This window comes from Pseudomonas fragi (assembly GCF_025426255.1).
Classification (GTDB): Bacteria; Pseudomonadota; Gammaproteobacteria; order Pseudomonadales; family Pseudomonadaceae; genus Aquipseudomonas; species Aquipseudomonas kulmbachensis.
This window is the reverse complement of sequence record NZ_CP104861.1, coordinates 732,927-751,935: the sequence shown is the minus strand read 5'-3', so window position 1 is coordinate 751,935 and position 19,009 is coordinate 732,927. Positions and strand designations below refer to the sequence as shown.

Sequence of the window (19,009 nt, the reverse complement as noted above, 5' to 3'; positions counted from 1 at the left end):
AGGGACGCAAGCCGCCATGCAAGTGAGACACCTGCTGCTGATCGCCATCCTCGCACTGACTGCCGCTTGCTCGTCAACAAAAGAAGTAGTTGACGAAAACCTCAGCGAAGTCGAGCTGTACCAGCAGGCACAGGCCGACCTGGACAACCACAGCTATACCAGTGCTACCGCCAAACTCAAGGCTCTGGAGTCACGCTACCCGTTCGGTCGCTACGCCGACCAAGCCCAGCTTGAACTGATTTACGCCTACTACAAAAACTCCGAACCCGAAGCGGCCAAGTCGGCTGCAGAACGGTTTATCCGCCTGCATCCACAGCATCCCAACGTTGATTACGCCTATTACCTTAAAGGCCTGACCTCGTTTGACCAGGACGTGGGCCTGCTGGCGCGCTTCCTGCCGCTGGACATGACCAAGCGCGATCCTGGCGCTGCACGTGACTCTTACAACGAGTTCGCCCAGCTCACCAGCCGCTACCCCAACAGCCGTTACGCACCAGACGCCAAGCAGCGCATGATTTACCTGCGCAACCTGCTGGCAGCGTATGAAATCCACGTAGCCGATTACTACCTGACTCGTCAGGCCTATGTAGCTGCTGCCAACCGTGGTCGCTATGTGGTCGAAAACTTCCAGGAAACCCCTTCGGTCGGTGACGGCCTGGCGGTAATGGTTGAGTCTTACCAGCGCATGCACCTCGACCAGTTGGCCAACACCAGCCTTGAAGTGCTCAAAACCAACTATCCGGACCACCCAAGCCTGGTTGACGGTCAGTTTGTTCCGCAGACTTCCGAATCGGACAACCGCTCGTGGCTGAGCAAGGCCACCTTGGGCCTGATCGAGTCCACTACGCCGCTGCCACCGGGTGAAACCCGTGCCAACATGGACATCCAGAAGCAGTATCAGGACGCCAAGGATGCAATCCCGGCTGAACTGAAGCCAAAGGATGCTGACGGCAATGTGATACCAGAACCTGAAGCGGAAGGTAAAAGCCGCTCATGGTTCAGCTACATGACCCTTGGCCTGTTCGACTGATTGTTCAGCGCCAAAAAAAAGAGCCCTTCGGGGCTCTTTTTTTATGTTTGATTTGGCGCTGTGCGCCTGCCAAGTCCTTGGCTAAACTGGCGCATCTTTTCTCGAATAGCGAATAACCATGCTTCGTTTACTGATCTGGGCTGCTTTGATTGCTGCGGGCGTGTGGCTCTGGCGCAAATACAAAGCCGTTGCGGCCGATACCAAAAAACCGGTCGAACCGGGCGTCCTACCGATGGTGCGCTGCGCCCACTGCGGCGTGCACCTGCCCCGCGACCGGGCACTGAGCCAGCAACAAGAGTGGTATTGCACCCAGCAGCATCTGGAGCAAGGGCCAAAGCCACGGGGCTAGTTCCCCTGTAGCCGCTGCCGCAGGCTGCGATAAAGGCCGCAGGACCTTCAAGACTTCAGAGTCGCTGCGCAATTCATCGCAGCCTGCGGCAGCGGCTACAGCGCAAGCCTTAAATTCGCCCCTCTGGCGCATAAGGCGCCGGATCGATGATCGGCTCACGGCCCAGTAGCAAATCAGCAAACAACTGGCAGGATGCCGGCGCCAGCACCAGCCCGTTGCGATAATGCCCACAGTTGAGCCACAACCCGCCAAAGCCCGGCACCCGACCAATATACGGAATGCCTTCCGGCGACCCCGGGCGCAAGCCAGCCCAATGCCCCACCACTTCTGCATCAGCCAATGCTGGGATCAACTCGACCGCGGAGGCCTTCAGGCTCTCAAGGGCTGTTTGAGTCGGGGTTTTGTCAAAACCTTCGTGCTCCAGCGTGCTGCCGATCAGGATATGACCGTCGCGACGTGGGATGGCGTAACGCCCTTTGGCCAGCACCATGCACGACAAGAAGTCGGACGCGCACTTGTACAAAATCATCTGGCCTTTGACCGGTTCCACGGGTAGTTCAATACCCAAGCCACTCAACAGCTCACCGCTCCATGCACCCGCCGACAGCACTACTTCGTCGCCGCGAATCTCACCTTGAGTGGTATTCACACCGGCAATTTTTTCGCCTTCATGAATAAACCCCAGGACCTCGCACTGCTCATGAATCGTGACATTGGGCATGGCCTGCAGCGCAGCCTTGAGCGACTTAACCAGCCGCGGATTGCGCACATTGGCTACATCGGCCATATAAATGGCGCGCGAATAACCGCCACCCAACACCGGCACAGCATCGCCAACCGCCGAGATATCGGCCGTTGCAAGTGGCCTGCCCTCACGCTGGGCCCACTCCAGTGCCTGCGCCTCATCGTCCAGATCCAGCCAATACAGGCCGGTGGTATGCACTTCTGGATCGACCCCCGTAGAGGCGAACAAACGCTCGGCCAATAGTGGGTAAAAATCCTGTGACCAGTGGGCCAGTGCCGTAACCGCACAGTTATAGCGCCACGGATAAAGCGGCGAAACAATCCCTCCGCCCGCCCATGAAGACTCCTGCCCTACACCACTACGGTCCAGCAGAACCACCTGCTCAACATCAGCGGCCAGATTAAACGCAGTCAGCAGGCCGATAACCCCACCCCCGACAATCACTACCCGTTGCTGCCTAGCCATCTATTAATCCAGCCCATGATTCAAAATTAATCGTTAGCGCCCCCAGCACTGATGCAGTGTCAGGCCCGGGGCGGCCTGGGTAATCGTTGCCAAACCGGTATGAGCCAGCATAAAGCTCCCGCATGGATCACCCGCCATTGCCGAACCCGCTTTAGGCGTCGCCGTCAGCAAGAAGGCGTGATCTGCGAGATCGATCGTAATGTCGTAGTACTGATTACCTGAACTGAGGTCTTGCACGCCGCTATATATCGCGTTTTTTGTATAAAAGCGCTCAAGACTTTGGGCTTGCGTCGTTAACAGGACAACGATTTGAGAGCGATACGCCCGCTTCACATAATCGCCATACAGCGGATAAACGAATGCACCAAGGATACCGATGATCACCACGGCGATCATCAGTTCGATCAAGGTAAAACCTGCTCCACGTCTATACATTGCGTATTCCCTATTGCAGCTGCCGCCACATAACCCGGCGAAAACGCTGGGGGGCATCCTCTTCAGGACCGTCATACACGTCCTGATAACGTGCATAAACACTCTCCAGCACCGTACGCGACTGCCCGCACAAGCCAATGCCGGTAACTCGATACAAACGGGTCGTGGTGGTCACCGGGAAATGCCCTGGAGTAACACTCGGCCCAAGGTTCTGCATGCCATACAACCCATCCGTAACGCCCACCCAAAGCACCCCGGATACCGGATCAAGCGCTGGCACTACCTGAGAGCGGGCCTCTGCAGGCGGGTTACAGCCGGCTGGCGAAGTGCACGGCACTAATCCGGCCCATCCGTCCAGAAGCCAGGATTCACCACTGTTTAGCGCCGCTTCCGCAGCCTGGAATGAGTGATGGACACGCTGAATGGCTGCAGCCATTTTTTCCTGCTGTGTTGCGCTGACCATGGAAGCCAGGCCCGTCAGACTGAGCAGCAACATAAATACCAGACTGACCAGCAGCACCATCCCACGCTGAGTACTTAACGAAAAAAACATGGGCGGCCCTAAACCCGTCGATTACGCAAAGCGACAACCAACTGATATGCCTGATCCTTGACCCGCCCCCCAGGGTCTCGCAAGGTCAGGCCGATACGTACGCTACGGATACTGGAAACATTGGCCGGACGGTCCTCATAGCGCATCACCGACTGCGCACCTGCTACGCCAAAACTCACATCAAACGCAGCCACATTATCGAGCAGCACTGTTTTATTGGGCCCGGTTTTCAACTGCCCACTCTCGAAGCGGTAAAACAACTCACGCAGGGGGAAAGCCATTTCACCAAGGGCCAAAGATAATCGCGCGCCAGGGTAGGCTTTTGCGAATGTTGTGCAGTCAGACACCACCGTCCAGTCAGGCCTACCCGCCTGACGCCCCATGTCCGCAGTGATCATGCGAAACGATTTGCCATGCCCGGAAACAGGCGTTTTAAACACCTCCGGTGCATCAATGATGCGATCAATCGGAAGGCAGCCGAACATGCCCACCATGCGAATTTCACGCGCCATTTTGCTCAGCACATAGCGCGCATCCTCTTGCAGCATTGCCGATGAGCGCTGGCTCAAGTAGGTGGCGCGACTGCTTAAAAAAACTTGTGCCAGCCCCAACACCACCAGCGAACCCAACGTCAATGCCACCATCAGCTCGATCAGGCCAAACCCCGAATTCGGCCTGTTCATGATGCTTTTGCCGTTGCATGGCGGTTCAGAGTCGGATTCACGGCGGCCCGCACCTGATCCCGCGTGCTGTAGGCAATAAAACTGGCCTGGGTACTTGTTAGCGCGCTGGTGGTGTATTTCAGGGCATTGAGCTGCATACCGGCAGAACCCAACAGGCTGATAAACAGAATCAACAGCGCAATCAGCACTTCGATCAGGGTCATTCCAACTTGTCGGCTTTTATTTAATCGAGGCATGTGAACCCTCCATGTCTATGACGACAACGACACATCCTGTGTCGCCCAGCCAAAAGCCTAGCGCCAGTTACAGCCCCCACTGGTAGGACGATTCCAAGCAAGACAACACGATTATTCACCTGACTTCGTGAGCCGTAGCCGGTCAATAACGCCACAAACATGATGAAACTATTACCGGGGATCCGCAGATTCCGCTTCAGCTATACCGATAACACATGCCAGAAAATATCCAGGGAGGACACTGTGCACCAACGTGGCATGAGCCTGATCCAGTTACTGCTGGCACTGACGATCGTGGCGATCGCTGCCCGATTTTCCAGCCCGGTCTATAGCGCGCTCACTGAAAATCAACGGCACCAGGTCGCTGCCGAACAACTGGCCAGCAGCCTGCGCAGCGCACGTACCGAAGCACTGCTACGTCATCAATATGTAGTGGTTTATGCGCTAGAGGGGGACTGGAGCCGAGGTTGGCGGACTATTTTGGACCTCAATGGCCAGAGCCATCTGGACAAGAGCAACCCGGTACTGAGCGAAACCCAAGTCAGTGGACGCATACCCATTGCGGGCAATACGCCAGTTAAAAACCATGTGCGTTTCAACCCGTTGGGCGAGCCTCTGCTAAGTGGGGGCGCCTTCCAGGCAGGGACGCTGCACGTTTGTCAGGCCAGGACTGCACAGAGCCACTTTCAGGTGGTACTGGCAAAAAGCGGGCGTATCAGCCTGCGCAGCAATCAGGCTGCACAGGCGTTATGTGCAAAAGCTTAGGTGATTGCGCGAACACGCAGTTCCTTGGGCATGGAGAACGTAATGTTCTCTTCGCGGCCGGCCAGCTCATCGGCACCGGTTGCGCCCCAGGCATGCAACTGTTGGATCACGCCACGTACCAGAACTTCAGGGGCCGAAGCACCTGCCGTAATACCAATGTTCTGCACACCGTCGAACCAGCTTTTTTGCAGATCTTCGGCTCCATCGATCAGATAGGCCGGCGTCTTCATACGTTCAGCCAGCTCACGCAGGCGATTGGAGTTGGAGCTGTTCGGGCTGCCCACCACCAACACGACATCGCACTCATCGGCCAACTGCTTGACCGCATCCTGACGGTTTTGCGTCGCGTAGCAGATGTCGTCCTTGCGCGGCCCGCCAATGGCTGGAAAGCGCGCGCGCAGGGCGTCGATGACACGACTGGTATCGTCCATCGACAAGGTGGTCTGGGTAACAAACGCCAGTTTTTCCGGGTTGGCGACCTGCAGGTTGGCGACGTCTTTTTCGTCTTCAACCAGGTAAATCGCACCGCCATTACCGGCGTCGTACTGACCCATGGTGCCTTCAACTTCAGGGTGACCGGCATGGCCGATCAGGATGCACTCGCGACCGTCACGGCTATAGCGCGCAACTTCGATATGCACTTTGGTCACCAGCGGGCAGGTAGCGTCAAATACTTTAAGACCACGCCCTGCAGCTTCTGTACGTACGGCTTGGGAAACGCCGTGAGCACTGAAAATCACAATGACATCGTCCGGAACCTGATCCAGCTCTTCAACGAAGATCGCGCCACGGGAGCGCAGGTCTTCGACGACAAATTTGTTGTGCACCACTTCGTGGCGAACATAGATAGGCGGACCGAAGACTTCCAGAGCACGATTGACGATTTCAATCGCACGGTCCACCCCAGCGCAGAAGCCACGGGGGTTGGCGAGTTTGATATGCATACTAGGCCTCGTGGGGCGCGCAGAAAAATAATGCCTATCAGGCCCGGCCGCAGCCGGGCACTGAGTTACAGCGCTTTAACGTCTTTGATTTCAACCTCGAAGGTCAGGGTTTTGCCTGCCAACGGATGATTGAAATCGATAGTTACTTGTTCATCGTCAAAGACTTTGACCACACCCGGAAGCTCAGTATTGGCCGCGTCGTTGAAGATCACCAGCAAACCCTGCGACAACTCCATGTCCTTGAACTGCGAACGCGCAATTATCTGCACATTTTGCGGGTTAGGCTGGCCAAAGGCGTTCTCTGGAGGAACTTCCAGCGTGCGCTTGTCACCCGCCTTGAAACCGAACAATGCAGCTTCAAAACCTGGAAGCAGGCTGCCATCACCAACCTTGAAGGTGGCCGGGGATTTGTCGAAGGTGCTGTCGACGGTGTCGCCATTCTCCAGGCGCAAAGCGAAATGCAGAGTGACTTGTGTGTTTTGGCCAATGCGTTGCTCAGTCATGAGCGGGCTCTCCGGACTTTTTACTTTTGAACATATCCAACGCCAGCATCACGGCACCTACACAAATCGCACTGTCGGCGAAGTTGAAAGCAGGGAAGTACCAGCGATTTTGCCAATGCACCAGAATGAAATCGACTACATGGCCGTAGGCAATGCGGTCATACAGATTACCCAACGCGCCACCCAGAATCAGTGCCAGCGCGATGGCCAACCAAGTGTCATTGCGCCCAAGGCGCTTGAGCCAAACCACCAGCACAGTACTGACCACTACAGCAATCAATGCAAACAACCAGCGCTGCCAGCCAGCACTGTCAGCCAGAAAGCTGAAGGCCGCGCCAGTGTTGTAGGCCAGGGTCCAGCTGAAGAGATCAGGGATCACCACAATTTGCTGGTACATCTGCAGCGAGTTGTCGAAATAGACCTTGGTGGTCAGGTCAATGACCAGGACCAGCAAGGTCAACCAGAGCCAGCCCAGGCGCCCGAAGCGCCCGGTAGTGCTGGTATTAGGCATAGTGACGTACCTCGCCGGCGCCGCTGATGTTGTCGACGCAACGGCCGCAGATTTCCGGATGCTCCGGGTTCACGCCGACATCTTCGCGGCAATGCCAGCAGCGCGCGCACTTGGCGTGAGCCGACTTGACCACTTTGAGCTTGAGGCCCGCTACTTCGGTAACAACCGCATCCACAGGCGCCAGCGAGAACGGTGCAACGCTGGCAGTGGAGGTGATCAGCACGAAACGCAGTTCGTTGCTCAGCTTGGACAGGTCCGCGGCCAGTTGATCTTCGGCGAACAAGGTGACTTCAGCCTGCAAGTTGCCGCCAATGGCTTTGGCTGCGCGCAGGTTTTCCATCTCTTTGTTGACCGCAACCTTGACCGCCATGATCCGCTCCCAATAGGCGCGATCCATTTCGGTGCCTTCCGGCATTTCAGTCAGGCCTTCATACCAGGTGTTGAGCATGACCGATTCGTTGCGCTCGCCTGGCAGGTATTGCCACAACTCGTCAGCGGTGAACGACAGGATCGGAGCGATCCAGCGCACCAGCGCTTCGGAGATGTGGAACAGTGCGGTCTGGCACGAACGACGGGCCTTGCTGTCAGCGCCGGTGGTGTACTGACGGTCCTTGATGATATCCAGGTAGAAACCACCCAGCTCCTGCACGCAGAAGTTATGCACCTTGGAGTACACGTTCCAGAAACGGTATTCGCCGTAATGCAGCTCAAGCTCGCGTTGCAGCAACAGAGCGCGATCCACAGCCCAACGGTCCAGGGCCAGCATTTCTTCGGCTGGCAGGATGTCGGTAGCCGGGTTGAAGCCGGTCAGGTTCGACAGCAGGAAGCGCGCGGTGTTACGGATACGCCGGTAGGCGTCCGCACTGCGTTGCAGGATCTGGTCGGAAACCGCGATTTCACCCGAATAGTCGGTCGAAGCAACCCACAGACGCATGATGTCAGCGCCCAAGGTGTCGTTGACCTTCTGCGGTGCAATCACGTTGCCCAAAGATTTGGACATTTTGCGGCCCGCCTCGTCCACGGTGAAACCGTGGGTCAGCAGTTCACGGTACGGCGCGTGGTTGTCGATGGCACAACCGGTCAGCAACGACGAGTGGAACCAGCCACGGTGCTGGTCGGAACCTTCGAGGTACAGATCGGCACGCGGGCCGGTCTCGTGACCCATCGGGTGCGAACCGCGCAGAACGTGCCAATGCGTAGTGCCCGAATCAAACCAGACGTCCAGGGTGTCAGTGATCTTGTCGTACAACGGCGCTTCGTCGCCCAGCAGCTCGGCGGCGTCCATTTTGAACCAGGCTTCAATGCCTTCGACTTCAACGCGCTTGGCCACTTCTTCCATCATTTCGACGGTGCGTGGGTGCAGCTCGCCGCTTTCCTTGTTCAGGAAGAACGGAATCGGTACGCCCCAGTTGCGTTGACGCGAGATGCACCAGTCAGGGCGATTGGCGATCATTGAGTGCAGGCGGGCCTGACCCCATGCCGGAACAAACTGAGTGTCTTCGATAGCCTTGATCGCACGGGTGCGCAGGGTATCGCCGGCAGTCGGCTCTTTGTCCATGCCGATAAACCACTGCGCGGTAGCGCGGTAGATCAGCGGAGTCTTGTGGCGCCAGCAGTGCATATAGCTGTGGCTGATGGTTTCGGTAAACATCAGCGAGCCGACTTCGATCAGCTTGTCGATGATGTTCTGGTTGGCCTTCCAGATGAACTGGCCACCGAAGTACTCCAGCGACGGCACATACACGCCATTGCTTTGCACCGGGTTGATAATGTCGTCGTTGACCATGCCATAGGCTTTACAGGTCACGAAGTCGTCTACGCCGTAAGCCGGGGCGGAGTGAACCACGCCAGTGCCAGCGCCCAGCTCAACGTACTCGGCCAGATAAACTGGCGACAGACGATCGTAGAACGGGTGACGGAAGTTGATCAGCTCCAGCGCAGCACCGGTTGTGGTGGCGATGACCGAACCTTGCAGGTTGTAGCGGGCAAGGCTGGATTCAACCAGTTCTTCAGCCAATACCAGCAGTTTGTCGCCTACGTCGACCAGCGCGTAGGTGAACTCCGGATGCACGTTAAGCGCCTGGTTGGCCGGAATGGTCCACGGGGTGGTGGTCCAGATCACGATCGAGGTTGGCTTGCTCAGAGCTGCCAGGCCAAAGGCCTCAGCCAGCTTGGCTTCATCCGCAATCGGGAACGCGACGTCGATGGCGGCCGATTTTTTGTCCTGATATTCAACTTCTGCTTCAGCCAGGGCCGAACCGCAGTCGAAACACCAGTTCACAGGCTTCAAGCCTTTAAATACGAAACCGCCTTTGACGATTTCGGCCAAAGCACGGATTTCACCGGCTTCGTTTTTGAAGTCCATGGTTTTGTACGGATTGGCGAAGTCACCCAGCACACCCAGGCGGATGAACTCGGACTTCTGGCCTTCGATCTGCTCAGTTGCATAGGCACGGCACAGCTCGCGGGTTTTATCCGCGCTCAGGTTTTTACCGTGGGTCACTTCGACCTTATGCTCAATTGGCAGACCGTGGCAGTCCCAGCCCGGCACGTACGGCGCGTCAAAACCCGAAAGGGTCTTGGAGCGGATGATCATGTCCTTGAGAATCTTGTTCAGCGCATGACCGATGTGAATCGTGCCGTTGGCGTACGGAGGACCGTCGTGAAGTACGAACTTCGGACGATCCTTGCCAATCTCGCGCAACTTCCCGTACAGGCCAATGCTGTCCCAGCGCTGCAAAATTTGCGGTTCGCGCTGTGGCAGGCCGGCCTTCATTGGGAAGGCGGTGTCCGGGAGGTTTAGCGTGGCTTTGTAGTCGGTCATTTCAGGCTCTTTTTAAGCGGTTGACCCAGCCAATAGGCTCGGGCGGCGGCGACGTCCGCATTGATCGCCGTCTTGAGCGCCTCCAGGGAGGCGAAACGCTGCTCATCACGCAGCTTGTGGTGGAATGCCACAGTCAAACGCCGGCCATACAGATCACCGGCGAAATCCAATAGATGTACTTCAAGATGGGCGCTGCCATCCCCTGCTACGGTTGGCCTGACGCCAATGTTGGCGACGCCGGGCCAGGTTTTACCATCGATCTCGACGCTGGCCAGGTAAACCCCGGTCAACGGAACACGACGACGCTTGAGCTGGATATTGGCTGTCGGCGTACCTAATTGGCGCGCCAGTTTTTGCCCGTGCAATACCCTGCCAGCAATTTGAAAAGGACGCCCCAGCAAACGTTCTGCGAGGGGGAAATCTGCGACGGCCAAGGCATCGCGCACCTTGGTGCTGCTGATGCGTACGCCATCAAGTTCGACCGTTTGCGCGGCCTCGACGGTAAAGCCCTGCATCAGGCCTGCTTGCTGCAAAAAATCGAAGTCGCCCACGCGGTCGCAGCCAAAACGAAAGTCGTCACCGACTTCCAGATGTTGCACACCCAGGCCGTCCACCAGAATGGTGTCGACAAACTCGGCAGCGCTGAGCTTGCACAAGCGTTGATTGAACGCCAGGCACAGCACCCGATCAACCCCGGCGTCCGCCAGCAGCTGCAGCTTGTCGCGCAGCCGGGCCAGACGCGCCGGGGCTGTTTCGGGGGCAAAGAACTCGCGCGGCTGCGGTTCGAAAATCACCACGCAGCTGGGCACGCCCAACTCCAGTGCACGCTCACGCAGCCGGCCCAGGATAGCCTGGTGACCACGGTGTACACCGTCAAAGTTGCCAATAGTGGCGACGCAGCCCCGATGCTGGGGCCGCAGATTGTGAAGGCCTAGAACCAGCTGCATAACGCGCTTCTTGCTCATAAAGTGGTCGATTATAACCACACCCAGCCCGGTACGACAGGCAACAGCGCAAGGCAAATCAGGTCAATTCGACAAAATCGACGTCTGACCTTCAATTACCTTACATAAGTGACTTGCGGGCGAAATCCTTCAAACGCAAGCCCAACAGCAACAACATGCCGAAATACGCCAGCACGCCTGCAACAACCAACCCGCCCAGACGAGTAAAGCGCTCCAGCATATTGCCATGATCCCAGGCAGGCATCAGATGCATCAAACCCAGCAACACAGCGGACATCACGGCCACCGCCAACACCAGCTTGAACAGGTACTTGGTCCAGCCTGGCTGCGCGACAAACAGCTTTTGCTTGCGCATCTGCCAAAACAGCAGCCCGGCATTGATGCAGGCACCCACGCTGATTGCCAGTGCCAGACCGGCATGCTGCAACGGCACAATAAATACCAGGTTGAGTAACTGCGTAACGATCAGCGTGAACACGGCAATTTTCACCGGGGTCCGTATGTTCTGCTGCGCGTAAAACCCGGGCGCCAGTACTTTAATCAAAATAATACCGAGCAGGCCAACCGAATATGCGATTAACGCGCGCTGGGTCATGGCCGCATCCAACGCCGAAAACTGACCATACTGAAACAACGACACAGTCAGCGGCTCAGCCAGAATCGCCAGCGCCAACGAGCATGGCAGCACCAGTACAAAGCACAGACGCAAGCCCCAATCGAGGATCCGCGAATACTCCTGGCGGTCTTTATTGGCGTAGGTTTTTGACAGTGTCGGCAACAGAATCGTGCCCAACGCCACACCCAACACACCTGAAGGCAACTCCATCAGACGGTCTGCGTAGTACATCCAGGACACCGACCCGGCAACCAGGAATGAGGCAAAAATAGTGTTGATAATCAGAGAAATTTGACTGACTGAAACGCCCAGAATAGCTGGCAGCATTTGCTTCATGACCCGCCATACCCCGGTGTCACGCAGATTCAGCCGTGGCAGGACCAACATGCCGATTTTCTTTAGATGCGGCAGCTGAAACAGCAATTGGGCCAAACCGCCGGCCAACACCGCCCACCCGAGCGCCATCACCGGCGGATCAAAGTACGGGGTCAGGAACAATGCGAAAATAATCATGCTGACGTTAAGCAGCGTCGGAACAAAGGCCGGCACCGCAAAGCGGTTCCAGGTATTGAGGATTGCCCCTGCCAACGATGACAGCGAGATCAGCAATATATAAGGGAACGTTACCCGCAACATGTCAGAAGTCAGCTCGAACTTCTCTGGCGTGGTGGCAAACCCCGGCGCCGTCGCCCAGATCACCCAAGGCGCGGCAATCATTCCCAAAATGGTCACGATTGCCAGTACCAACGTCAGCAGACCGGCGACGTAAGCCACAAATGTTCGCGTTGCTTCCTCACCTTGCTGGTTTTTGTATTCCGCCAGAATCGGCACAAAGGCCTGTGAAAAAGCCCCCTCGGCGAAAATCCTGCGCAACAGATTAGGCAGTTTAAAGGCAATAAAGAACGCATCCGTGGCCATCCCGGCACCAAAAGTGCGCGCAATAATGGTGTCTCGGATAAAGCCCAGAACCCTTGAAATCATTGTGATAGAGCTGACGGCTGCTAACGATTTGAGCAAATTCATTGAAAGAGTTTTTGCCTATAGAGAAAGAGCAGGCGTACAAAGCGCCCACTTATGCGATACTGCGCGCCGCAACAGCACAGAGCCAAGCTCGCGAGTTTACAGGTCAAGCGCCGGAAATAAATATCCCGTCTGCCTCGATCCACCACTCAGCGGATCGCATCAAACGCCCTTGACAAGAGTTCTCGTCATCGGCATGATTCGCGGCCTATTTTGTTTGTTATTTCCCAAAAGTCTTTCGAGGAGCTCGACGGTGGCCAACACACCTTCCGCCAAAAAACGTGCAAAACAGGCTGAGAAGCGTCGCAGCCACAACGCCAGCCTGCGTTCCATGGTTCGTACCTACATCAAGAATGTAGTTAAAGCCATTGACGCAAAAGACGCTGCTAAAGCGCAAGCTGCTTATGTTCTGGCTGTACCTGTTATCGACCGTATGGCCGATAAAGGCATCATCCACAAGAACAAAGCTGCTCGCCATAAGAGCCGCCTGAATGGCCACGTCAAGGCGTTGAACCTTGCGACTGCCGCTTAAGCGATAAGCTTTTTAAAAAACCGACCTCAGGGTCGGTTTTTTATTGCCTGCGATTTGACACCCTTCCCGAACACAATGCACATCCTGTAGCCGCTGAGGAGCGGAGCGAGGCTGCGCTCAAGCGTGAACTATTCGCAAACCCGATAGCCCTCGCAACACCCGCTCCCCATGGTTTTGCGACGGCTTCGCCGCCGAACGCAGCCTCGCCCCACTCCTCAGCGGCTACAAAAGCGACAACGCAGCAAAATATCGGCAAAAAAAAGCTGCGATAACCGCAGCTTTTTTATTAAGACCCGTTACTCGTGCGGCCACGGCAAAATCGGGATCGCCGTTACCGCATTCTGCGGGCTACCTTCGATCAGACGGTCGCTATACACCAGATACACCAACGTATTGCGCTTCTTGTCGAGGAATCGCACGACCTGCATAGTCTTGAATACCAAGGACGTGCGCTCCTTGAACACCTCGTCGCCATCCTTCAGGTCACCCTTGAAGCTGATCGGACCGGTCTGACGGCACGCAATCGACGCCTCAGCACGATCCTCAGCCAAGCCCAGACCACCTTTCATGCCGCCCGTTTTGGCACGAGACAGGTAGCAAGTCACGCCATCTACCTTGGGATCATCAAACGCTTCGACCACAATGCGATCATTCGGCCCGACAAACTTGAATACCGTCGACACCGAGCCAATCTCTTCAGCCGATGCCAGCAACGGCACCGCCAATATCAACCCCAACAAACCGCCAATCAAGCGCATAGAACACCTCAAAATCAAACCAGAATCAGGTTATCGCGGTGAACCAGCTCAGGCTCCGCCATATATCCCAACAAACCGACAATCGCATCCGACGACTGCCCAATAATTTTTTGCGCTTCGCCAGCGCTGTAGTTAGCCAGGCCACGGGCAATTTCTCGACCGTCCGATGCCACGCACACCACCATCTCGCCGCGCCGGAAACCACCCTGAACCGCCTTGACCCCCACTGGCAGCAGGCTTTTGTTGCCCTGGGACAACGCAGCGACAGCACCATCATCCAGTACCAGCGTGCCTCGGGTTTGCAGATGCCCGGCCAGCCACTGCTTGCGCGCCGCCAGCAGGCCACGCTCAGGCGACAGCAATGTTCCCAGACGCTCGCCAGCCTTAAGACGATCCAGCACACGCTCCAGACGCCCGCCCACGATAATCGTGTGCGCCCCGGAGCGAGCCGCCAGACGCGCTGCACGCAGTTTTGTCTGCATGCCACCACGCCCCAGAGCCCCACCGGTACCACCCGCCACCGCATCCAGCGCAGGATCATCGGCACGCGCTTCGTAGATCATTTTTGCATCAGGGTTAGTGCGCGGATCGGCATCAAACATGCCGTCGCGATCGGTCAAAATCACCAACAGGTCCGCCTCAACCAGATTGGCCACCAGCGCCGCCAGCGTATCGTTATCACCGAAGCGGATTTCGTCCGTAACCACCGTGTCATTTTCATTAATGACCGGGATCACACCCAATTCCACCAGCGCACGCAGAGTGCTGCGAGCATTGAGATAACGCTTGCGATCAGACAGATCGTCATGGGTCAGCAGGATTTGCGCCGTGTGCCGGGAGTGCTCGGCAAAACTCGACTCCCAGGCCTGTACCAAGCCCATCTGGCCAATGGCCGCAGCCGCTTGCAGCTCGTGCATGGCACTCGGTCGCACCGTCCAGCCCAGGCGACTCATCCCGGCCGCAACCGCACCCGAAGACACCAGCACCAGCTCAACGCCCGCCTCGTGCAAGGCCACCATCTGCTCGACCCAAACGCCCATCGCGGCGCGATCCAGACCCTTGCCATCCGCTGTCAGCAACGCGCTGCCGATCTTAACAACCCAGCGCTGTGCACCCGTCACCTTGCTCCGCATCATCATCCAACCTATGCCTGAGAGCAGCGCGACCGAGCGCCACCCATGGAATTATTTTTGATTACCAAATCGTAGATGCTAAAACGCCGCTCATGGAGCGGCGCTGTAGTTTACTGCAACGAATCAGTCGCGGACGTAAATGATTTCCGGACCATCTTCATCATCAACATCTTCCTCATCCCAGTCATCGTCACCGATGTCGTGGACGCTCTTCACGCCGCTGCGACGCAGGGCACGCTTGTCATCCAGTGCTTGCAGCTGCGCACGCGCTTCATCTTCGATGCGCTGATCCAGCTCAGCCAATTCTTCCTTGTAAGCAGGATCATTGGCCAGACGGTCTGCACGATCTTCCAGATAACGCATGATGTCGTGGCACAGTTTTTCGGTACCGATCTTGGCAATAGCCGAGATCACGTAAACCGGGCCAGTCCACTCAAGACGCTCAACAACTTCTTTAACTCGCGCGTCATGCTCGTCTTGCGGCAACGAATCGCACTTGTTCAAGACCAACCAGCGATCACGCTCAGCCAGCGACGGGCTGAACTTGGTCAGCTCATTAACGATGACTTCAGCGGTGTCAGCAGCACTTTCACTGCCTTCAACCGGCGCCATGTCGACGAGGTGCAGCAACAGACGGGTACGCGCCAAATGCTTGAGGAAACGAATCCCCAGGCCCGCGCCATCGGAAGCACCTTCGATCAAGCCAGGAATATCGGCAATCACAAAGCTCTTCCAGCGATCCACGCTGACTACACCCAGGTTTGGCACCAGAGTAGTGAACGGATAATCCGCCACTTTTGGCTTGGCTGCAGACACCGAGCGGATAAAGGTACTTTTACCGGCATTCGGCAAGCCCAACAGACCCACGTCAGCCAACACTTTCAATTCCAGTTTCAGGTCGCGCTGCTCACCCGGTTTGCCCGGAGTAGTCTGGCGCGGAGCCCGGTTGGTACTGGATTTGAAACGGGTGTTACCCAGACCGTGCCAACCGCCATGCACCACCAGCAAACGCTGGCCGGCCTTGGTCAGGTCGCCGATAATTTCCTGAGTGCCCGCATCGATCACCGTAGTGCCGACCGGAACACGCAGCTCCAGATCTTCACCTTTGCGACCCGTGCAATCCGCACTGCCGCCGTTCGAGCCGCGCTGGGCATCAAAGTGGCGGGTATAACGGTAGTCAACCAGAGTGTTGAGGTTTTCGTCGGCGATCATGTAGATCGAGCCGCCGTCACCACCATCACCACCGTTTGGCCCACCATTTTCGATGAACTTCTCACGACGGAAACTCATGCAACCGTTACCACCGTCGCCTGCTTTTACTTTGATCGATACTTCATCAACAAACTTCATAACAAAACACGCCTCTCGTCATCAGGACGAGCCGATAAAAACCAAGACATAAGACTCTTGCAAAAATGAGCGCAGCGACCTCAATCAACGACCGTAAAATCCAGCGCCAGCAGCCCATACAAACAGTTTTGCAAGAGACTCACCCCACAAACGAAAAAGCCCCGTCGCAAGACAGGGCTCTTCCAGCTACCAAGCTATTACGCCGCGACGACTGCAGTCTTCGGAACGATGCTTACATAGCGACGACCGAAGGCGCCTTTAACCTGGAACTTGATCACGCCTTCCACTTTCGCGAACAGGGTGTGATCTTTGCCCATACCAACGCCGTAGCCAGCGTGGAATTGGGTGCCGCGCTGACGCACGATGATGTTGCCCGGAATGATAGCCTGGCCGCCATACATCTTCACGCCAAGGCGTTTGGCTTCTGAGTCGCGACCGTTACGGGTACTACCACCAGCTTTTTTGTGTGCCATGAGTCAATTCTCCTAGTGAGGAATTAGGCTGAAATTAAGCCTGAATACCGGTGATTTTGATCTCGGTGTACCACTGGCGGTGGCCCATACGCTTCATGTGGTGCTTACGACGACGGAACTTGATGATGCGGATTTTATCGTGACGACCTTGGGAGATCACTTCAGCAACAACAGTGGCGCCAGGAACAACTGGAGCGCCGATGTTTACGTCGTCGCCATTGGCGACCAACAGAACGCGATCAAAAGTTACGGATTCGCCGGTAGCGATTTCCAGTTTTTCGATCTTCAGGTATTCACCTGGAGCTACTTTGTATTGCTTGCCACCAGTAACGATTACTGCGTACGACATGGTATTTCTCCGATAATCCTGCTCACCCAGCTCTTTATAGGTAAAGGTATTGGCTGGCATGGCTGCATGGGGCTGGAACGGCCCAAGTGCAATTGCGTAAGGCAGGTGCTGCCCAGGAAGTTCAGGGTGCGCGATTGTACGCAAGCCATGCCAGGGTTGCAAGGGGCCGTCCATCGCGCCTTGACAGGCCCAGCCCCCCGACCTAGCATGCCGCGCAACCCTTCTGGAGCACCTGTCGCTGATGCAACCCCAAGCTTTCTACCGCGCGGTGGCGGACGATTTTAGCGCCGTCGATGGCATCATCAAGAAGCAGCTGACTTCACGCGTGCCGCTGGTCTCAAAAATCGGCGACTACATTACTTCGGCTGGAGGCAAACGCCTTCGTCCTTTATTAGTGCTGTTGTGTGGCAAGGCCCTTGGCCGCGAAGGCGACGATATGCGTCTGCTGGCAGCGACCATCGAGTTCCTGCACACCGCGACCCTGCTGCACGACGACGTGGTCGACATGTCGGGCATGCGCCGTGGCCGCAAAACGGCCAATGCTACGTGGGGCAACGCACCCAGCGTGCTGGTCGGCGACTTCCTGTACTCGCGCTCCTTCGAAATGATGGTTGAGCTGGGCTCGATGCCAGTGATGAAAATCCTGTCGCAAGCTACCCGCATCATTGCCGAAGGCGAAGTATTGCAGCTGTCTAAAGTGCGCGACGCCAGCACCACCGAAGAAACCTATATGGAAGTCATTCGCGGTAAAACCGCGATGCTTTTCGAGGCTTCGACCCACAGCGCTGCGGCACTGGCCGGTGCCACACCAGAACAAAGCGAAGCGCTGCGTACCTTTGGTGATCACCTGGGCGTGGCTTTCCAGTTGGTGGACGACCTGCTCGACTACCGCGGTGACGCCGAAACCCTGGGCAAGAACGTCGGTGACGACCTGGCTGAAGGCAAGCCGACCCTGCCGCTGATCTACACCATGCGTGAAGGCACACCCGAGCAGGCTGCCCTGGTACGCAAAGCCATCCAGAAAGGTGGCATTGAGGACCTTGAAAGCATTCGTGCTGCCGTTGAGGCCTCTGGTTCGCTGGAGTACACCGCACAATTGGCTCGCGACTACGTTGCCCGTGCCATTGTTTGCCTTGAAGCCCTGCCGCCAAGCGAATACCGCGACGCGCTGGTGGAACTGAGTGAATTTGCGGTAGCGCGTACGCACTGATCCCGTGACGCTGTAGCCGCTGCCGCAGGCTGCGACAAGGGCCGCAGGACCTTCGCTTGAGCATTCAAGAAGGGTCGCTGCGCAGCCCGTCGCAGCCTGCGGCAGCGGCTACGCGTTCGGTAAAGCTCCACGTTTACCCGCCCGCCAACAAAACCCTATATAATGCGTGCCTTTTAGCCATCCTGACTCTTAAGGAGCTTTAGTGAGCACGTTGCCACCCTGCCCAAAATGCAATTCCGAATACACCTACGAAGACGGCGCTCAGCTGATCTGCCCGGAATGCGCCCATGAGTGGTCCGCCAACGGCGAGGCTGAAGAAGCCAGCGATGAAAAAGTCTACAAAGACTCCGCGGGCACTATTCTGGTCGACGGTGACACTATTACCGTAATCAAGGACCTGAAAATCAAGGGCACGTCCCTGGTGGTCAAAGTCGGCACCAAGGTCAAAAATATTCGTCTGTGCGATGGCGACCACGATATCGACTGCAAGATCGACGGTATTGGTCCAATGAAACTCAAGTCCGAGTTCGTACGCAAAGTCTGATTCTGTTGCTTACCTT

General features: G+C 56.6%; 21 protein-coding genes and 1 pseudogene. 6 read left to right on the top strand and 16 right to left on the bottom strand.

What is annotated here, in order from left to right; genetic code table 11:
• The first annotated feature begins 16 nt into the window (after positions 1-16).
• Complete coding sequence (locus N7D90_RS03610) at positions 17-1,030, top strand: outer membrane protein assembly factor BamD (RefSeq protein WP_261740915.1); 1,014 nt, start codon at positions 17-19, stop codon at positions 1,028-1,030.
• Between the two features lie 118 nt (positions 1,031-1,148).
• Entirely contained in the window at positions 1,149-1,379 is a 231-nt protein-coding gene (locus N7D90_RS03605; protein ID WP_261740914.1) for a PP0621 family protein, read from the top strand.
• A gap of 109 nt (positions 1,380-1,488) precedes the next feature.
• Here the strand turns inward: N7D90_RS03605 and thiO are convergent, their stop codons facing one another.
• The 5 genes and pseudogenes from thiO to pilV form a co-directional block, all read right to left on the bottom strand.
• Positions 1,489-2,589 carry a glycine oxidase ThiO gene (thiO, locus tag N7D90_RS03600; protein ID WP_261740913.1) on the bottom strand — a complete coding sequence of 367 codons (1,101 nt, stop codon included), beginning with the start codon at positions 2,587-2,589 and terminating at the stop codon, positions 1,489-1,491.
• Between the two features lie 33 nt (positions 2,590-2,622).
• Complete coding sequence (locus N7D90_RS03595) at positions 2,623-3,024, bottom strand: type IV pilin protein (RefSeq protein WP_261740912.1); 402 nt, start codon at positions 3,022-3,024, stop codon at positions 2,623-2,625.
• A gap of 10 nt (positions 3,025-3,034) precedes the next feature.
• On the bottom strand, positions 3,035-3,577 hold the full coding sequence (locus N7D90_RS03590) for a PilX N-terminal domain-containing pilus assembly protein (protein ID WP_261740911.1): 543 nt from the start codon (positions 3,575-3,577) through the stop codon (positions 3,035-3,037).
• Between the two features lie 8 nt (positions 3,578-3,585).
• Positions 3,586-4,260 carry a PilW family protein gene (locus tag N7D90_RS03585; RefSeq protein WP_261740910.1) on the bottom strand — a complete coding sequence of 225 codons (675 nt, stop codon included), beginning with the start codon at positions 4,258-4,260 and terminating at the stop codon, positions 3,586-3,588.
• Positions 4,261-4,295: 35 nt separating this feature from the next.
• Positions 4,296-4,496 (bottom strand): annotated as a pseudogene (gene pilV, locus N7D90_RS03580) (type IV pilus modification protein PilV); the annotation flags it as partial.
• A 243-nt stretch (positions 4,497-4,739) separates the two neighbouring features.
• Between pilV and N7D90_RS03575 the strand changes: the two are divergent.
• Positions 4,740-5,261, top strand: a complete 522-nt coding sequence (locus N7D90_RS03575) for a GspH/FimT family pseudopilin (RefSeq protein WP_261740909.1) — start codon at positions 4,740-4,742, stop codon at positions 5,259-5,261.
• Here N7D90_RS03575 and ispH read toward each other — a convergent pair.
• The 6 genes from ispH to murJ form a co-directional block, all read right to left on the bottom strand.
• A complete protein-coding gene (gene ispH / locus N7D90_RS03570; RefSeq protein WP_261740908.1) occupies positions 5,258-6,205 on the bottom strand; it encodes a 4-hydroxy-3-methylbut-2-enyl diphosphate reductase in 948 nt (315 codons plus the stop codon). The genes N7D90_RS03575 and ispH overlap by 4 nt on opposite strands.
• A 65-nt stretch (positions 6,206-6,270) precedes the next feature.
• Complete coding sequence (gene fkpB / locus N7D90_RS03565; RefSeq protein WP_261740907.1) at positions 6,271-6,708, bottom strand: FKBP-type peptidyl-prolyl cis-trans isomerase; 438 nt, start codon at positions 6,706-6,708, stop codon at positions 6,271-6,273.
• The gene (gene lspA / locus N7D90_RS03560; protein WP_261740906.1) at positions 6,701-7,219 is read right to left on the bottom strand and encodes a signal peptidase II; all 519 of its coding nucleotides are present in this window, start codon (positions 7,217-7,219) and stop codon (positions 6,701-6,703) included. Before lspA ends, fkpB begins: the two co-directional genes overlap by 8 nt.
• The gene (gene ileS / locus N7D90_RS03555; protein WP_261740905.1) at positions 7,212-10,043 is read right to left on the bottom strand and encodes an isoleucine--tRNA ligase; all 2,832 of its coding nucleotides are present in this window, start codon (positions 10,041-10,043) and stop codon (positions 7,212-7,214) included. The genes lspA and ileS overlap by 8 nt, the downstream gene beginning before the upstream one ends.
• Positions 10,040-10,990 (bottom strand): bifunctional riboflavin kinase/FAD synthetase, encoded by a 951-nt coding sequence (ribF, locus tag N7D90_RS03550; RefSeq protein WP_261740904.1) that lies wholly within the window; start codon positions 10,988-10,990, stop codon positions 10,040-10,042. The genes ileS and ribF overlap by 4 nt, the downstream gene beginning before the upstream one ends.
• Positions 10,991-11,108: 118 nt before the next feature.
• Complete coding sequence (gene murJ, locus N7D90_RS03545; protein WP_261740903.1) at positions 11,109-12,647, bottom strand: murein biosynthesis integral membrane protein MurJ; 1,539 nt, start codon at positions 12,645-12,647, stop codon at positions 11,109-11,111.
• Between the two features lie 250 nt (positions 12,648-12,897).
• Here murJ and rpsT point away from each other — a divergent pair, with 250 nt between their 5' ends.
• A complete protein-coding gene (rpsT, locus tag N7D90_RS03540) occupies positions 12,898-13,176 on the top strand; it encodes a 30S ribosomal protein S20 (protein ID WP_003443902.1) in 279 nt (92 codons plus the stop codon).
• Between the two features lie 296 nt (positions 13,177-13,472).
• On the opposite strand, the gene N7D90_RS03535 is transcribed toward rpsT, so the two are convergent.
• The 5 genes from N7D90_RS03535 to rplU all read right to left on the bottom strand — a co-directional run bounded on the left by N7D90_RS03535 (position 13,473) and on the right by rplU (position 17,239).
• Complete coding sequence (locus N7D90_RS03535; protein ID WP_261740902.1) at positions 13,473-13,934, bottom strand: CreA family protein; 462 nt, start codon at positions 13,932-13,934, stop codon at positions 13,473-13,475.
• A gap of 14 nt (positions 13,935-13,948) precedes the next feature.
• On the bottom strand, positions 13,949-15,067 hold the full coding sequence (proB, locus tag N7D90_RS03530; protein ID WP_261742367.1) for a glutamate 5-kinase: 1,119 nt from the start codon (positions 15,065-15,067) through the stop codon (positions 13,949-13,951).
• Positions 15,068-15,190: 123 nt separating this feature from the next.
• Positions 15,191-16,417 carry an Obg family GTPase CgtA gene (gene cgtA / locus N7D90_RS03525; RefSeq protein ID WP_261740901.1) on the bottom strand — a complete coding sequence of 409 codons (1,227 nt, stop codon included), beginning with the start codon at positions 16,415-16,417 and terminating at the stop codon, positions 15,191-15,193.
• A 197-nt stretch (positions 16,418-16,614) separates the two neighbouring features.
• Entirely contained in the window at positions 16,615-16,890 is a 276-nt protein-coding gene (gene rpmA, locus N7D90_RS03520; RefSeq protein WP_003443913.1) for a 50S ribosomal protein L27, read from the bottom strand.
• Between the two features lie 34 nt (positions 16,891-16,924).
• A complete protein-coding gene (gene rplU / locus N7D90_RS03515; RefSeq protein WP_003443915.1) occupies positions 16,925-17,239 on the bottom strand; it encodes a 50S ribosomal protein L21 in 315 nt (104 codons plus the stop codon).
• A 241-nt stretch (positions 17,240-17,480) separates the two neighbouring features.
• On the opposite strand from rplU, the gene N7D90_RS03510 reads away from it, so the two are divergent.
• Positions 17,481-18,449 carry a polyprenyl synthetase family protein gene (locus tag N7D90_RS03510; RefSeq protein WP_261740900.1) on the top strand — a complete coding sequence of 323 codons (969 nt, stop codon included), beginning with the start codon at positions 17,481-17,483 and terminating at the stop codon, positions 18,447-18,449.
• 202 nt (positions 18,450-18,651) lie between these two features.
• Positions 18,652-18,993, top strand: coding sequence for a zinc ribbon domain-containing protein YjdM (locus N7D90_RS03505; protein ID WP_261740899.1), 342 nt, complete (start codon positions 18,652-18,654; stop codon positions 18,991-18,993).
• Positions 18,994-19,009: the final 16 nt, after the last annotated feature.